The sequence below is a fragment of the Bacillus sp. Root920 genome, assembly GCF_001429445.1.
In the GTDB taxonomy this organism is placed as follows: domain Bacteria; phylum Bacillota; class Bacilli; order Bacillales; family Bacillaceae; genus Bacillus; species Bacillus safensis.
On sequence record NZ_LMJV01000001.1, the window covers coordinates 1,101,660 to 1,116,334 of the forward strand.

Genomic DNA, 14,675 nt, shown 5'->3' on the forward strand with positions numbered 1-14,675 from the left:
GATGAACGGAGGCACTTTTACACCAGGTACAGAGAAAAAGCGTCCTGGCATTTACTTTAATTTTAAAACAACAGCAGAGCAGCGAATTACTTTAGGCGATCGAGGTACGGTGGCACTTCCCCTTGTGATGAGCTGGGGAGAACCAAAAACCTTTATTTCCGTTTCAAATAAGGAAGATTTAAATAAAAAGGTTGGACTCAACATTGATGATAAGTCACTTCTTCTTTTCCGTGAAGCAAAGAAAAAAGCGCAAACGGTCTTGCTTTACCGTCTCAATGAAGGAGAGCCGGCCAAAGCCGAAATTGCTGAAAATTTTGTAGTCACAGCAAATTATGGCGGCCAAAAAGGAAATGAGATCACAGTACAAGTCGCCGAAAATGTACTTGATAGCACAAAACGCGATGTGATCACTTATCTTGGAACAGACATTGTGGATAAACAGGTTGTCACTGATGTGAAAGATCTTGTGAAAAACAAATACGTTCAATTTTCTGGTGAAGGTGAAGCTGTCATCACAGCTGGTGTGGCACTAAGCGGCGGGAAAAATGGCGTGGCAAGTGTCGCAGATTATACAGCTTTCCTAGAAGCAGCAGAAACAGAATACTTTGATGTCATTGCCCTTCCAGTCGATAATAGTGAGCAATTAAAAGCAACCTTCGCTTCATTTATCGAACGTTTACGTGATAAGCAAGGACGTAAGGTGCAAGGAGTTGTGGCGAATTATGCAGCGGACCAAGAAGGAATCATCAATGTGACAAGCGGCGTTGTCCTCGAAGATGGAACAGAACTAACACCTGCTCAAACAACAGCATGGGTCGCAGGTGCAAGTGCCGGAGCAAATTTCAATCAGTCATTGACCTTTGTTGAATACGAAGGAGCGGTCGATACATTAGAACGCCTTGACAATGATCAAGTCGAATACCGATTATCTCAAGGGGAGTTCCTTTTCACCTTTGATGCGCGAGATCGCACGGTGAGTGTTGAAAAAGATATTAACTCCTTGACAAGCTTCACAGCTGAAAAGAACCAGCAAATGGCGAAAAACAAAATCATTCGTGTGCTTGATGCGATCAACAATGATTTAACATTCGAATTAAAAAATCTGATTAAATTACGTAAAGCCAATGGCAATGACATTCCAGCATCAGATGATGGTGTGCAGCTTGTGAAAACACTGATTACCCAGTATCTCACACAGCTTCAAGATGGCAGCGGTATTACAGGCTTTAATTCAGAAACAGATATCGTGATCGGTCTCAATGAAGATCGTGATGGATTTATCATCGATTTAGCGGTTCAGCCAGTAGATGCAGCAGAAAAATTCTATTTCAATGTGGAGGTGAAGTAAGATGGCTTTTAAAGCGCAAAATACAATTTCAGGTAAAGAAGGTCGTCTTTTCTTAGAAGGTGAGGAACTTGCATTTATCAAAACCTTCGAAGCAAACGTGGAGAAAAACAAATCAGAAGTCAACGTCATGGGCCGCCGAATGACTGGCCATAAAACAACGGGAGCAAATGGAACAGGAACGGCAACATTCTATAAAGTTACGTCCCGTTTCGTTCAATTAATGCTCAATTATGTGAAAAAAGGAGAAGATCCATATTTCACTCTTCAAGCGGTAATTGACGATAAATCATCAGGCCGTGGCACTGAGCGTGTGACATTATTTGATGTCAACTTTGATTCTGCTAAAATCGCTGGATTGGATGTTGATTCAGAGGCACTTGAAGAAGAAGTTCCTTTCACATTCGAGGACTTTGACCTGCCTGAAAAACTGAAGAATACATTCTAAGAAAAGTGGAGGAAATTAGCTAATTAATTAGCTAAATAACAGCTGAATATGCTATAATGCAGTTGTAATACAACCGTCTTGATGCCGTCTTCATTTCGTCTTGTAACGTCTTGTATTCGATTCATTAAAATATGTTTACTTGCAAAGCAATTTGCATAAAATAAAAAGAAGCCAGGATGCTCTAACATCCCGGCAATGTACAATGAGGCCCTTCAAGGGGCTGGCTTATCGAATAGGTTCTTTAGGTAGACTTCCCTTTAACCTTCCACAGCTCAAGGGGAGTCTATTTTTTGTCTATATACGTCAACAAAGTAAAGATAAACATCCCGAATAAAAGCATAAGGGAAATCGCTTCAAATGTTGACATTTGCATCACCCCCTTCCTATCGGGGATGAGTCAGACGCCCTTGAGCAAGCCGTTCAATTGTACAATTTAAATTATACATGAAAAGATTGGAAAGCACATTCAAAAATGGATGTGCTTTTTTGCATTCAAAAAAACATAACAAAGGGAGTTTTTAAACATGAGTGAAAAACAAACATTTGATCTTTCATTTTTTATGCCAGGACAAACAGTAGAAGCGGAAGAAGTCAAAGTACCGATTTCTAAGCGTTTTGTTGATAAAAAAGGAAATGTCATTCCTTTTGTCTTTAAAGCTATTACAACTGAACGTATTGATGAATTGGAAAAAGAAAACACAACCTTCAAAAATGTCAAAGGCAGAGGACGTGTGAAAGACTTAGACAGCCAGCGCTTCTACGCACGTATTGCGATTGAATCGACGATTTATCCAGATTTCCGCTCAAAGGAATTAAGAGAAGCCTACAGCACACAAGATCCAGTTGAAGTAGCAAAACGGGTCCTGTCAGTCGGCGGTGAATATGCGAACTGGTTAAACAAAGCGATCGAAATCAACGGATTCGAAGATGAAATTGAAGATTTAGAAGAAGCAGCAAAAAACTAATAAAAGATGGGGATAAAGAAGCAGTGTTTTTATATTACGCAATGCACGAGCTTCACTACTCCCCATCTGAACTCCTGGAATTATACGAATCACCAAGACCGTTCAAAGCATTCCTTTTCGGACTCATCAGCTACAAGCTAGACATGCTAGAAAAAGAAGCAAAGAAAGGAGGTAAATAATTGGCGAAACTTACAGCACGATTTGAATTAGAAGACCGGGTGTCGAAGAAGTTATTACGCATTCAAAAACGATTTCAAACGTTTGAGAAACAGCTCAAACCATTTAGAAAACCAGTGAAAATAAGTCTGGAAATGGATGAAAAGAAATTAAGAAACCTCACTTTATCATTGCGGAAAGTTTCAGTATTTTCAATGAGACTGGATCAGGGAATCTATCGGGATCTAAAAGCATTGAACAATCAGTTAAATATGATTGCAAATCATCTGGTCATATCCTTTCAAGCGAAGGGGCTGGATGTCATTAAATCCAACATAGATCGTTTGAAACAAATGGGGACAAGTCCCATTATGCTGACGTTTAAACTAAACGATCAATTGTCAGCGAAAATGTCATCGATCAAAAAATCAATCCTTCAGCTCATCAACAGAACGTACTATATGAGATTAAACATGGTTGACCAAGCCACCGCTGCAATTCAACGAATCAAAAAGACACTCAAAAGCTTGACGATGTCCAAACACGAAATCAGAGTGTCTGTTCAAGACAATGCAAAAAGTAAATTGAAAAAACGAGATCAGGCAGAGTCTGTTGTGAAAGAAAAAACCATAAAAAAAGAGCCTGAGGCTGCTAGTCCGTCAGCTAAAACGGATGAACCTAAACAGAGTTTGCTACAGAACTTTGCCAATAAAGGATTAAATGAAATTCAAAAATATGCAGGTGACGTTGCAGACAAAGTGAAGGAAAAATTGAGTCCTAGAAAGTTTTGGGATGAAAAAGCACTTCCTTGGGTTGAAAATAAAATAGAAGAGTACAAACAAGATGTGATCGGAAGAATTAAAGAGAAGATTAAATTTAATCCTGAAGAAAAACTAGATCAATGGGTGAAGACTGGATTAGATCGCCTCTTTGGTACAAGTGATCAATCAAGTGAAAACAACAGTACGACTCCGGCGCCAACAACAGCACCAACGACGGCACCAACAACAGTTCCAACGACGGCACCAACAACGGCACCATCTAATTCAGCTCCTAAAACGCAGCCTAAGCCGCGAGGTGGAAAAGGTTTGTTTCGCAGTAGTTGTTGCCCTTGTTGTGCAAGAGGTATAAGCAGCCGAGGATCTACTAAAGCGAAAAATGGCCGTTCACCGAGAGGATCAACAAATCCAAATGCCACATCAAGAACCGAAATGAATAGAAGGCCTCCAAGTAAATTAGGGAAACTGAAAACAAATGCAGGTAAATTATTTGGAAAAATCCCTAGTGGACTAAAGAAAGGTGCGGGTATCGCAGCTTCAGTTGGCGGGTTTACGGGTCTAATGAAAGGTGGCAAGGGGTTAAGTGGACTAGGGGATGCGATGAAAAATATCGGTAAAGGGAGCGGTAAATTATTAAAGAAAGTACCTATTCTAGGTGGTTTACTTAGTGCAACAAATTTAATCGGTATGAAAAAAGAGAATGCTGGTGAAAAGATCGGTACAACTGGAGGCGGTATCGCCGGCGGGATGGCAGGTGCAGCAGCAGGTGCAGCTATTGGAAGCGTAGTGCCAGGAGTAGGTACAGCCATCGGTGGTCTAGTAGGCGGCATCGCTGGAAGTATGGGCGGCGAATCTATCGGTGAAACGATCGGAAAATGGTTTGATGGCGGCGGATTTGAAAAGATTGGCCAAAAAGCCATTGAAATCAAAGACCAAATTGTTGAAGTTTGGTCAACAGTTGCGACTTGGTTCACAGAAAATGTCTGGACACCATTAAGCAGTACGGTTGTCACAGTAGCATCATCCATCTGGTCAAATCTAGTCAATGCCTGGACATGGATCCAAGAAACATTCAGTACAGTTGCAGGCTGGTTTATCGAAAACGTCTGGACACCGTTAAGCGGTACAGTCGTTACGGTAGCCACGACCATCTGGTCAAGCCTAGTCAACGCCTGGACATGGATCCAAGAAACATTCAGTACAGTCGCAGGCTGGTTTATCGAGAACGTCTGGACGCCGTTAAGCGGTACAGTCGTTACAGTAGCCACGACCATTTGGTCAAGTCTAGTCAATGCATGGACATGGATTCAAGAAACGTTCAGCGCAGTCGCAGGCTGGTTTATCGAGAACGTCTGGACGCCGCTAAGCAGCACAGTTGTTACAGTCGCTACAGGAATTTGGACAGCATTATCAAATGCATGGAAAAAGATACAATCAATCTTTGGAGTTGTATCGACATGGTTTATGGAAAATGTGTGGAATCCACTTGTAGATACGGTAGGAACCATTAAAGACAGTTTCGGTAAAAAGTTTGAAGAAGCGTATAAAGTTGTGACAGATATATGGGATGGATTATCCAAATGGTTTGAGGAAAACATTCAAAAGCCAATTGTAAAAGTAGCAGAAGCTATTGGTGATGGGTTTTCTAAAGCGTTTGGCTGGGTCAAAAAGATTTTTGATAAGGCTGGCGGTGGGGTTGATTTTGTATTGAAACATGTCTTTGGAGGTGCTGATAATAACGCCACAGGCGGTTATATCACCCAGCCAACCTTATCATGGGTCGGTGAAGCTGGTAACGAATTTGTTATTCCAACTCAAAATAACCGAGGACGCGGAAAAATGCTGCTGGCACAGGCAGCTTCTCAACTTGGAATGTCTGTTGTACCAAGCGGAGCGGCAGGAAATCCAGTGTCAAGCTCCCCAGCACCTACAACTCCATCATTTTCTGTAGGTTCAATGAGCGGAGGCGGATCAGTCTCATTGAATGCGAACATTCAAGCCTCTAGCATTGGCGAGCAATTTAATAACGATTTTGAACAAGGATTAAATCGTAAAGTCATCTCTCTTGATCAATGGAAACAAAAGAATATTCAGCAGCCTTTTGGTCAATTGACATCAGACTCAGGAAAGTATGGTCAGCAAACGGTTTCTGCCTTTGCAAACGGTCAGCAGATGACACCAACTGGAACAGATAGCTTTTTACAAAGTCGTGTAAAAGCACCCTACCAACAAGTGATGACAGCATCACCCACTTGGGGTTCTGGAACGGTTAGTGGTTTTGCAGCAGGCCAAAATGCCACATCAATTGGCACGAGCCAATACGTAGATCAAAACATCAAACAACCATTCCTGCAAGCAAAACAAGAATCACCAGGCTGGGGTTCTGGAATGATTGACGCCTTTAACAGCGGCATGCGTTCCAAAGGAAGCGAAGTCACGCAAGCGGCCAAAGAAATGGCGAAGAAAGTAGAACAGGCGTTTAGAGAGGAATTAGACATTCATTCCCCTTCACGCGTCATGATGAGTCTTGGGAAATTTGCATCAATCGGTGTTGTCAAAGGGCTCGACTCAGTTGATGTGAAAAAATTTGCTGAAAATCAGGCCGGTTCATTAATCGGTGCCTTCAGCGGTATGGGAGCTTCAGGTCTTAGTGTTCAGCAATGGCTGATGGCAGCTCTCATGGCAACTGGCACATCAATGAGCTGGCTTCCAGGTCTGATGACCATCGCGCAGCATGAGTCACGTGGAAATCCGAGAGCGATCAACTTATGGGATTCCAACGCCAAAAAGGGAACACCTTCTAAAGGCTTAATGCAAACCATAGGAACGACGTTTAATGCTAATAAAGGCAAGGGCATGAATGACATTTGGAATCCAATTCATAATGCCGTAGCAGCCATTAACTACATTAAGGGCAGATATGGAACAGTCTTCAACACGCCGGGATTACGAAGTATGAGAAGAGGCGGACCTTATAAAGGCTACGCAAATGGCGGATTGATTACTCAAGAGCAGGTTGCAAGAGTCGGTGAAGGAAATAAACGCGAATGGATTATTCCTGAAGAAAGAGGCATTCGCGGAAGGTATTTATTGACGCAGGCAGCCAAGGCACTTGGGATGCAAGTATATGATCCATCAAATGCATCTGCTCCTTTACCAGAAGCACAGATGCAGCAAGTCACCTCAGCTCAGACTACTGGCAGTACAACTTCGTCAGGTAATAAACAGATTACGATTCAGTTCAATGGAGATCAGCATTTCCATAATGGACAAGATCAGCAATCGCTAGTCGAAAAAATTAAACAAATGCTTGTAGATGAACTAGAAGTAGAGATTCATACAGGAACGAAGGGGGTCGTAATTGATGGGTAAATCAGTGTATCAATTGTGGATTTCCCAAGGAAAGGACAAGTTGCGATTCCCTGTCCTTCCATCCGAACTCGAAATCACAAATAACGTACAAAATGAAACGGTAAAGGTCGCCTCTTTTGGAGAACTGACCTTTATTGACGTACCATCGGCGAAACAAGTATCATTCACCTCATTATTTCCTAAGAAATATTCGCCGATTGCTGAATATAAAAGCATTCCATCACCAGAGAATGCGATCGCGAAAATTGAACGAATGATGCGTTCAAAGAAATCTGTTCGGTTGATTGTAACTGGGACAAAAATCAATATGACGTGCAGCATTGAAAGCTTTACCCACAAGGAAGGGTCATATGATATTGGAGATCGTGAATTTACGATCGAGTTAAAGGAATATAAAACCGCATCGCCTAGGAAAATCAAACGAAAGAAAAAAGCAAAACAAACGAAAAAGAAGCGGCCTTCAAAAACACCACCAAAAATGTACACCGTCAAAAAAGGGGATACGCTGTGGGCCATTTCAGGCCGATTTTATGGTGACAGTACAAAATGGCGGCGTATTTGGAATGCCAATAAAGCAGCGATGATTAAACGAAGTAAACGCAATATTAAGCAGCCAGGGCATTGGATTTTTCCTGGACAAAAATTAAAAATACCACAATAAGGGGGGCTGGCATTGATTGAGCTTTTTGCCATCAGAAGCGGCACCATGTATGAGCTTGTCACAGAGAGTGTGACACTTCAGGGGCAAAGGTATCAAGCCCCTCGCTCAATTCAGGCAAATATTATCACAAAGCAAGGCAGTCAAACATATTACCGTGTCTCAGAAGGGGACACGGTTCTTTTTAAATGGAAAGGGAAAGAGCTGTTCAGGGGTATCGTTTTTTCCCGGACGCCGGTTGAAGGAAAGCTGACCTTTACCGCATACGATATGCTTCAATATTTGGTGAAAAACCAAGATGTCTATGTTTTTTCAAATCAAAGAGCAGATCAAATCTTAAGGCGGATTGGAGCTGACTTTCAAATTCCAATGACCTCCATCTCCAATACAGGACATGTCATAAAATCACTAGTGTTTAAAAATGATACAAGCTTGTATGACATGATATTGAAAGCATTGAAAGAAACGAAGCGGCAAACAGGAAGAAACTATCAAATCTATTCTGCTAAAGGCAAGATGGGGCTGAGAGCCTGGCCTGATCCAGAGGACGTCTGGGTCATTGAATCAGGCGTCAATCTCATCAGCTATCAATACAGCACCTCGATTGAAGAAACAGCCACTCGTGTCAAAATGCGTACGTCTGCTGATGAACAGGGGAAGAATAAGAAAAAAGGCAGTAAATCCGAGATTGTGGTGATTGAACAGGATAAAGCCAGTCAGAATAAATACGGTATTTTACAGCATGTTGAGACAGTCACTGGGCAAATCAACCAGCCGCAATTGCAAAAAAGAGCCAAAGTACGGCTGGCAGAGAAAAAAGGCGTCAAACAAGAAGTCAAAAGTATACAAGCCCTAGGAATTCCTGAGCTGCAAAGCGGTCTCCCGATCTATTTGAAAATTCCTGAAATCAACGTAAAAAAAACTTACTGGATCGATCAAGACAAACATGAATTCAGTGGGGTGAAACACACCATGACCATTGATGTTGTTGAGAAAAATTCCATGCCAAAGGGTGATCAAGCGTGAGATTAAGTGAAGCGATTAAACGATTAGCAGTGAATGCAGTAGACGCAGAATCGCCAATTGATCTTGTTATCGGAGAAGTCACGGCAGTTTCCCCTCTGAGCATCCGATTAAATGAAAATCATAAGCTGATCATTCCAGAAGAATTACTGATTTGGCCGAAGCGCTTAAATAAGGGTGAGGATGATGAGCTGAAAAGGGGAGACAGTATTATGGTGCTTGCAATGGCAGGAGGCCAGTCCTTTTACATCATCGACAAATTGTAAGGGAGGTGATGAACATGGCACTTTCACCAGAGGAAGAAATCGAGGAAATAGAAGAAGATGAAGAGGTCGAAACCTCAACGACGTATCGAATAGATTTTGAAACTGGCAGACTGACAGGCGAAACCATTTCAGGTATTGAGGCAATCCGGCAATTTATTTATATGACACTTAGGACAGAGAGGTATGCACATCCTATCTACAGCCACGACATTGGCACTGAAATTCAGGAGCTGTTGACGGATACAGAAGCTACAGATGAATACAAAGAAATGGAGATTCCAAGGCTGCTAGAGGAAGCACTGCTCGTTGACGAACGGATTGATCATATTGAAGAGTTAGAGGTCACAAAACAAAATGACTCGTTTCATGTCAAACTAGCGATTGTTACAGATGAGGGCACATTAGAAATAGAGGAGGTGATGGAGGGCGATGTTTGAGGAACAGACGTACGAAGCATTAATGGAAAGAATGCTGGATAGACTGCCAGATGATATAGATAAAAGAGAAAACAGCGTCATTTGGAATGCCTTGGCACCTGCTGCCGCTGAACTGGCCCAGTCCTATATTTGGCTTGACCAAGTGTTTGAGCTGGTCTTTGCAGACACAGCACAAGGAGAGTTTCTAGATCGGCGGGCTGCTGAAGTAGGGATCGAAAGAAAACCAGCCACTAAAGCGGTTTGGTCTGCGGCCATTCAGCCAGAAAATATCAACATTCCAGCTGGCTCACGTTTTTTTATTGAAGACGTTTATTTCCAATATTCGAAGGATGGCACGCTAGAATGCGAGACACCTGGTAAAGCTGGCAATGTTCAATTAACAGATCAGCCGCTGCTGTCACTTGATACAATTCCAGGACTTGAATCGATTAAGATGAAAGAACTGGTGATACCAGGTCAAGAGGAGGAAGATGACGCTTCTTTATATGATCGATATTTAATACGTGCGAGGCGGGAGGCTGTCAGTGCCAACAGGGCGCATTATAAAAAATGGGCTGAGGAAGTGCCCGGTGTTGGCAGAGCGAAAGTGTTCCCGCTTTGGAACGGAGAAGGGACAGTCAAAATTGTCATCACAGATGGCAATCTAGATGTTGCATCAGACCTTCTTGTCAAAAGAGTACAGGAATATATCGACCCAGTGCCAGGTGAAGGAGAAGGACAAGCGCCTATAGGCTCGAAAGCAACCGTTGAAAGCGCCAAATGGCTGGATATCGACATAGAAGTGGCTGTCGAACTTCAAATGGACTGGACCCTTGAAGGCGCTCAGAAAGAAATAGAAGAAAAGGTCAAGACACTGTTGAAATCAATCGCATTTGAAAAGAGTACCATTCGAATGTCCGCCTTAAATGATATTCTGTACCATTCAGAAAGTGTGTCAGATTATGCAGATGTGTTATTGAATGGGGAGTCGAAAAACTTAGTATTACAGGACATTGAGATTCCGCGTCTTAGGCAGGTGAAGGTTATTGAGCAAACAGGATGAAATGAAAAACTACCTGCCGCCATATTTTACAGAGATTTATGAAGTTGATCACCTGCTCAAGACAGAGGCACCGGAATTTGAGGGATTGGACGAATCTATTTTTGACTTAACGGATCAGTTCTTTCCTTTAACAGCGACATGGGGATTGAATAGATGGGAAAGAATGCTGAAGGTGCAGCGGGAATCAGATGATTCAATTGAACTGCGCAGGGCACGCTTACTCAATATGATGTCAAATATTCCCCCAATCACGTACCTTTCATTAGAGAAATCAGTCAATCGCTTTCTCAAGAATCCAAGTGCTGTCATCCGTCTCACAACCAATCGCTATCACTTCGCTTTACGTGTGAACCTAGATGATTTGCAAAACACGAGATATATTGTCGAAATACTTGAAACGTTAAAACCCGCACACTTGGCTTATATGTTCACGGCTTTTCATCATACTGATGTACATGAAAAAAATGATCATCACGGGAGGCTCACACTGCGCAGCAGAGTGGGTTTTTTCGATCATATCCCCATTTTACTCAATGGTGAATTTGTCTTAAATGGTACGTTTTATCTCAGCGGAACGAGAGGGACAACGGATGTGCCTGCTCGTTTTCGGCACTCATTAAACATGAGAATGCCGCTTCAACATCAGTCAGAAACAGCATATCGCATGAACTATGTCATGACTGGAGCGGTACATGAAACGAAGCAAGGAGCGGCATTGACTTTACGCACAAAAAATCATCTCCAGCATCAAACCAAGAAGAAGATGACGTTCCGTCTGCCAGTACATGTCCAAACTGAGCAGGGTGGAAGCTTACTGATCAAGGATCATTACTGGATTCTCGATGGATCTGTTCCGCTGGACGGATCAAAAATGCTAGCAGCAACTTCTAAAAAAATAGATTTATAAGGAGGATCACAATGGCTGATCAATTAACTGTAACAACACTGTATGCACGTCAACAAATGGCAAAGGCAAGAGCTGAAGGAACAAAACTCACAAAAGTCGTCAAAATGGCCTTTGGAAATGGGGGAACGAAGGATGGAAAACCGATCTCACTAGACGGCACTGAACAAAAACTCAAAAAAGAACTAGTTCAAAAAAATATTGATTCGTTTACTTTCATGGAACCAGCAAAAATCCGCTACACCTGCACGATCGCGGAAGGAGAACTGGCAGGAGAAGTGATCAACGAACTAGCACTTGTCGACGAAGACGGTAAATTCACCGCCATCCGCACCATGACAGACAAACAAAAAGATGGCGACATCGAATTTGTTTTTGAGATTGATGATATTTATTAATGGAGGGATTTTAATGGAAATAAATTCACCGAAAACATTTGAAACTAGTGACAAAGCTCATGCTGATTTATTCAACGAAATGGTCCAAACCTTGCTTGAAAACGACAATGGACTGTTAGAACAGCTTACAAGTCACACTCAAGATATGAACTTACATGCATCTGAAGAAGAAAAGAAAAAATGGAATGACTCGCAAATCTATAAAATAACTGCAGATAATGGTATGCAGCTTATCAATGTCTCAGCAGATTCAAAAATATTTGATGCAATTAAGGATAAAGGAACATGTACATTTTACGCAGCTTCTGGAGTAGAAGATTCTCCATCATCGTCAAATATATCACTGAGAGGCATGCAAATAGTAGGCCAAAATAACATAGGGGCAGGCTTTGCAGTAGACATAGCAGGGAAGGCATACAGCTTTTATTACAATCATGGGCATACGACTATTACTTGGACACCTCTTCCGAGTATAAACGATTTAAATAAATGGAATGGAAGTCAATTAATTAAAATTACTAATGACACAGGAGGTGTTCGTGTATCTGTAGATGCAGCAGATAGTCTTCTTGATAAAATATCTGAAACTGGTAAAACATTCGGCACCTTTTATTCTGTGGCTGGTGCAAAAGATAATCCCTCTGAGTCATCTGCCAGAGGGTTTTATCATTTCACTTCGTCTGATAGTAATAATAAAGGAACTTATGGATGGGTTATTGCCATTGATAACAAAAACAACATGTTTACGAATTATCTCGATCTAAATTTAGGCTGGCAAGGTTGGAGACGTAATTTGAGTGAAGCTGATCAACAAATTACATGGATCACACCTAGACTGTTAAATGGATGGAAACAATATAGTTCAAGTGCGCTGCCTATACGTTTCGGTAAAAATGCTTTGGGAGAAGTGGAGATAAACGGTGCTGTTAGAGATGGTGCCTTAGGTGAAGTCCCTGTTTTTGTCCTTCCAGAGGGATACCGCCCGAAACAGTCTGTTTATTATGTGGGGGTTGCTTCTAGTCTTGGTACATCTGGAATACCTCAATATCATCGGACATTTATTACAAACGACGGAAGAGTATGTGTACAATTATCCTCTAACTCTGCGAATCCTACAGAATTCATTACGTTTTTAATCAAATTCAGTACATTATAGGAGGTACTAAAATGTGGATTTATAAATATAATGATCAATTAATTTATGTTCCTGGTGAAGAGAAACTCATCAATGAACATGAAAAAATTCCTGAGGGTTTTACCGATGTACCTCCTCCTGTTGAATCGTATATTGCAAAATTTGACCCCAAAAGACGGAAATGGGAGGAAACAGCTACGCAAGAGTATATAAATAGCCTAAAAACAAAACCATTACCTAATGACCTTGAAATATTAAAGGAGCAAAATGCCTTTTTAACCAAACAAATGACACAGATATTACTTGATATAAAAGAGTTGAAATCACTTTAAAACTTTATAAGGGGGAGAAAGATGGTTTTAAAAACACCGCGTTCTTTTGAGATAAGTGACAAAGCGCATGCAGATTTATTTAATAAGATGATACAGATCTTGATTGAAAATGATACAGAACTATTAGCTCAAATTTATCATCATGCAGAAGATACAAACCCTCACGTCTCTGATTCAGAAAAGAAGAAATGGAATGAATCGCAGCTATATAAAATGACAAATGATAACGGGTCCCATTTGATCAATATCCCTGCCGGCGGCAGTATTTATGAAGGAATTAAAGCGCTAGGTTCCTGCTCATTCTATGCCCCAGGAGGATCTGGAGTAGTTGATTCTCCTGCTGTTGGGAACGCTGCATTAAGAGGCTTCCAGCTTGTAGGCCAAAACAATATTGGTGTAGGAATCGCAATTGACACATTAGGCAATGCATTTTATTTTTCCTATTATGTAAAAGACATTGGAATCAACTGGGTGCAGATGCCGACTCAAAATGAAAAAAACAAATGGGATGCAGGACAATTGTCTAAAATCACTGCTGATGATGGAAAGGCTTTTGAAAGAATTAATGCAGATGATCCTAGCATTTTAGATAAGCTGATAAAATTGCCGGGAGTTCACTCATGGTACATCCATGAAGCACATCCAGATCTTCCGACAAGAAGTTCCATGAGGGCTTTGTCTGTTTTTAGTGAAAATACCTACGGCTGGGTCATCGGTGCAAACAATACAGGAGATGTCTATATTAACCGTTCAACAACTGATGTAACTGGTACCCAACAAGAGTGGAGCGGTTGGAAACGTCTCAATGACCATAACCTATTAAACTCAAAGGGATTAAGACTTTCAATGCCAATAGGTACTGATATTTTAACGCTGCCATCCGGATTTTACTTTGCTGTTGGATCTAATGTTTTAAATATGCCTGTCGATAATGATTCTTCTTGGTTTAATATCGATATTTTAGAAACTGTAAATGGTAGAAAGACCATTCATATTATTAGAAGTTATGACAACACTCATTGGTTTGGTACTGTTCATACTGACGGTGTTTTCAAAGGGTGGAAAAAAATAGTAACTGATGCCGATTTTGAAAGTGTCAAGTGGCTAGATGTCACATTAGCCAATGGTTCCTCTATTGGAGACAGACCGGTTCAATATGTTAAATGGGGAAACTTATTATTGTTGAGGGGCCATCTGATAGCAAATAGAGAAGTGATCTGTGGAAGTATTCCAAATACAGGCCTACCCGATAAAGGCATAGTAGTATCAGTCCCAGTATCAGGCACAACGGGTCATAGTAAACTATATATATATAAGACAGGAGAGCTAAAACTAACTGGTTTACATGCAGTGAATAACAGTGGGGTAACTGGCTACTATTTAGACACAGTCGTCCCATTAAATTAAGGAAGTGA

General features: G+C 41.4%; 16 protein-coding genes. 15 read left to right on the top strand and 1 reads right to left on the bottom strand.

The window, feature by feature from the left end; all coding sequences use genetic code 11:
• The first annotated feature begins 1 nt into the window (after position 1).
• Both ASE42_RS05205 and ASE42_RS05210 read left to right on the top strand, forming a co-directional pair.
• Positions 2-1,348 carry a phage tail sheath family protein gene (locus ASE42_RS05205; protein WP_056765944.1) on the top strand — a complete coding sequence of 449 codons (1,347 nt, stop codon included), beginning with the start codon at positions 2-4 and terminating at the stop codon, positions 1,346-1,348.
• Position 1,349: 1 nt separating this feature from the next.
• Entirely contained in the window at positions 1,350-1,793 is a 444-nt protein-coding gene (locus tag ASE42_RS05210) for a phage tail tube protein (RefSeq protein ID WP_024423257.1), read from the top strand.
• A 283-nt stretch (positions 1,794-2,076) separates the two neighbouring features.
• Here the strand turns inward: ASE42_RS05210 and ASE42_RS19470 are convergent, their stop codons facing one another.
• Positions 2,077-2,166 carry a putative holin-like toxin gene (locus ASE42_RS19470; RefSeq protein WP_156403013.1) on the bottom strand — a complete coding sequence of 30 codons (90 nt, stop codon included), beginning with the start codon at positions 2,164-2,166 and terminating at the stop codon, positions 2,077-2,079.
• Between the two features lie 151 nt (positions 2,167-2,317).
• Here ASE42_RS19470 and ASE42_RS05215 point away from each other — a divergent pair, with 151 nt between their 5' ends.
• The 13 genes from ASE42_RS05215 to ASE42_RS05270 are packed head-to-tail and all read left to right on the top strand — an operon-like array spanning position 2,318 to position 14,667.
• Entirely contained in the window at positions 2,318-2,758 is a 441-nt protein-coding gene (locus tag ASE42_RS05215; protein WP_012011040.1) for a phage tail assembly chaperone, read from the top strand.
• 41 nt (positions 2,759-2,799) lie between these two features.
• The gene (locus tag ASE42_RS18910) at positions 2,800-2,937 is read left to right on the top strand and encodes a hypothetical protein (RefSeq protein WP_095357030.1); all 138 of its coding nucleotides are present in this window, start codon (positions 2,800-2,802) and stop codon (positions 2,935-2,937) included.
• Positions 2,938-7,065: a transglycosylase SLT domain-containing protein gene (locus ASE42_RS05220; RefSeq protein ID WP_056765947.1), complete on the top strand. Its 4,128-nt coding sequence runs from the start codon at positions 2,938-2,940 to the stop codon at positions 7,063-7,065.
• A complete protein-coding gene (locus ASE42_RS05225; RefSeq protein WP_024425897.1) occupies positions 7,058-7,726 on the top strand; it encodes a LysM peptidoglycan-binding domain-containing protein in 669 nt (222 codons plus the stop codon). Before ASE42_RS05220 ends, ASE42_RS05225 begins: the two co-directional genes overlap by 8 nt.
• Positions 7,727-7,738: 12 nt before the next feature.
• Positions 7,739-8,749: a hypothetical protein gene (locus tag ASE42_RS05230; protein ID WP_025094223.1), complete on the top strand. Its 1,011-nt coding sequence runs from the start codon at positions 7,739-7,741 to the stop codon at positions 8,747-8,749.
• Positions 8,746-9,012 (top strand): DUF2577 family protein, encoded by a 267-nt coding sequence (locus ASE42_RS05235; protein WP_024423253.1) that lies wholly within the window; start codon positions 8,746-8,748, stop codon positions 9,010-9,012. Before ASE42_RS05230 ends, ASE42_RS05235 begins: the two co-directional genes overlap by 4 nt.
• A 14-nt stretch (positions 9,013-9,026) precedes the next feature.
• Positions 9,027-9,449, top strand: a complete 423-nt coding sequence (locus ASE42_RS05240) for a DUF2634 domain-containing protein (protein ID WP_024423252.1) — start codon at positions 9,027-9,029, stop codon at positions 9,447-9,449.
• Entirely contained in the window at positions 9,442-10,491 is a 1,050-nt protein-coding gene (locus tag ASE42_RS05245; protein ID WP_024425895.1) for a baseplate J/gp47 family protein, read from the top strand. Before ASE42_RS05240 ends, ASE42_RS05245 begins: the two co-directional genes overlap by 8 nt.
• Positions 10,475-11,398, top strand: coding sequence for a YmfQ family protein (locus ASE42_RS05250; RefSeq protein ID WP_056765950.1), 924 nt, complete (start codon positions 10,475-10,477; stop codon positions 11,396-11,398). The genes ASE42_RS05245 and ASE42_RS05250 overlap by 17 nt, the downstream gene beginning before the upstream one ends.
• An 11-nt stretch (positions 11,399-11,409) precedes the next feature.
• The gene (locus tag ASE42_RS05255) at positions 11,410-11,793 is read left to right on the top strand and encodes a phage tail protein (RefSeq protein ID WP_024423249.1); all 384 of its coding nucleotides are present in this window, start codon (positions 11,410-11,412) and stop codon (positions 11,791-11,793) included.
• A 13-nt stretch (positions 11,794-11,806) separates the two neighbouring features.
• A complete protein-coding gene (locus ASE42_RS05260) occupies positions 11,807-12,949 on the top strand; it encodes a hypothetical protein (RefSeq protein ID WP_056765952.1) in 1,143 nt (380 codons plus the stop codon).
• An 11-nt stretch (positions 12,950-12,960) separates the two neighbouring features.
• Positions 12,961-13,260: a hypothetical protein gene (locus tag ASE42_RS05265; protein WP_024423247.1), complete on the top strand. Its 300-nt coding sequence runs from the start codon at positions 12,961-12,963 to the stop codon at positions 13,258-13,260.
• 21 nt (positions 13,261-13,281) lie between these two features.
• Positions 13,282-14,667 (top strand): hypothetical protein, encoded by a 1,386-nt coding sequence (locus ASE42_RS05270; protein ID WP_056765954.1) that lies wholly within the window; start codon positions 13,282-13,284, stop codon positions 14,665-14,667.
• Positions 14,668-14,675 lie beyond the last annotated feature (8 nt).

Bases quoted from the DNA above. Each gene is read 5' to 3' on its own strand.
- ASE42_RS05205 (WP_056765944.1), top strand. From the start codon at position 2: ATGAACGGAGGCACTTTTACACCAGGTACAGAGAAAAAGCGTCCTGGC.
- ASE42_RS05210 (WP_024423257.1), top strand. From the start codon at position 1,350: ATGGCTTTTAAAGCGCAAAATACAATTTCAGGTAAAGAAGGTCGTCTT.
- ASE42_RS19470 (WP_156403013.1), bottom strand. From the start codon at position 2,166: ATGCAAATGTCAACATTTGAAGCGATTTCCCTTATGCTTTTATTCGGG.
- ASE42_RS05215 (WP_012011040.1), top strand. From the start codon at position 2,318: ATGAGTGAAAAACAAACATTTGATCTTTCATTTTTTATGCCAGGACAA.
- ASE42_RS18910 (WP_095357030.1), top strand. From the start codon at position 2,800: ATGCACGAGCTTCACTACTCCCCATCTGAACTCCTGGAATTATACGAA.
- ASE42_RS05225 (WP_024425897.1), top strand. From the start codon at position 7,058: ATGGGTAAATCAGTGTATCAATTGTGGATTTCCCAAGGAAAGGACAAG.
- ASE42_RS05240 (WP_024423252.1), top strand. From the start codon at position 9,027: ATGGCACTTTCACCAGAGGAAGAAATCGAGGAAATAGAAGAAGATGAA.
- ASE42_RS05245 (WP_024425895.1), top strand. From the start codon at position 9,442: ATGTTTGAGGAACAGACGTACGAAGCATTAATGGAAAGAATGCTGGAT.
- ASE42_RS05255 (WP_024423249.1), top strand. From the start codon at position 11,410: ATGGCTGATCAATTAACTGTAACAACACTGTATGCACGTCAACAAATG.
- ASE42_RS05260 (WP_056765952.1), top strand. From the start codon at position 11,807: ATGGAAATAAATTCACCGAAAACATTTGAAACTAGTGACAAAGCTCAT.
- ASE42_RS05265 (WP_024423247.1), top strand. From the start codon at position 12,961: ATGTGGATTTATAAATATAATGATCAATTAATTTATGTTCCTGGTGAA.
- ASE42_RS05270 (WP_056765954.1), top strand. From the start codon at position 13,282: ATGGTTTTAAAAACACCGCGTTCTTTTGAGATAAGTGACAAAGCGCAT.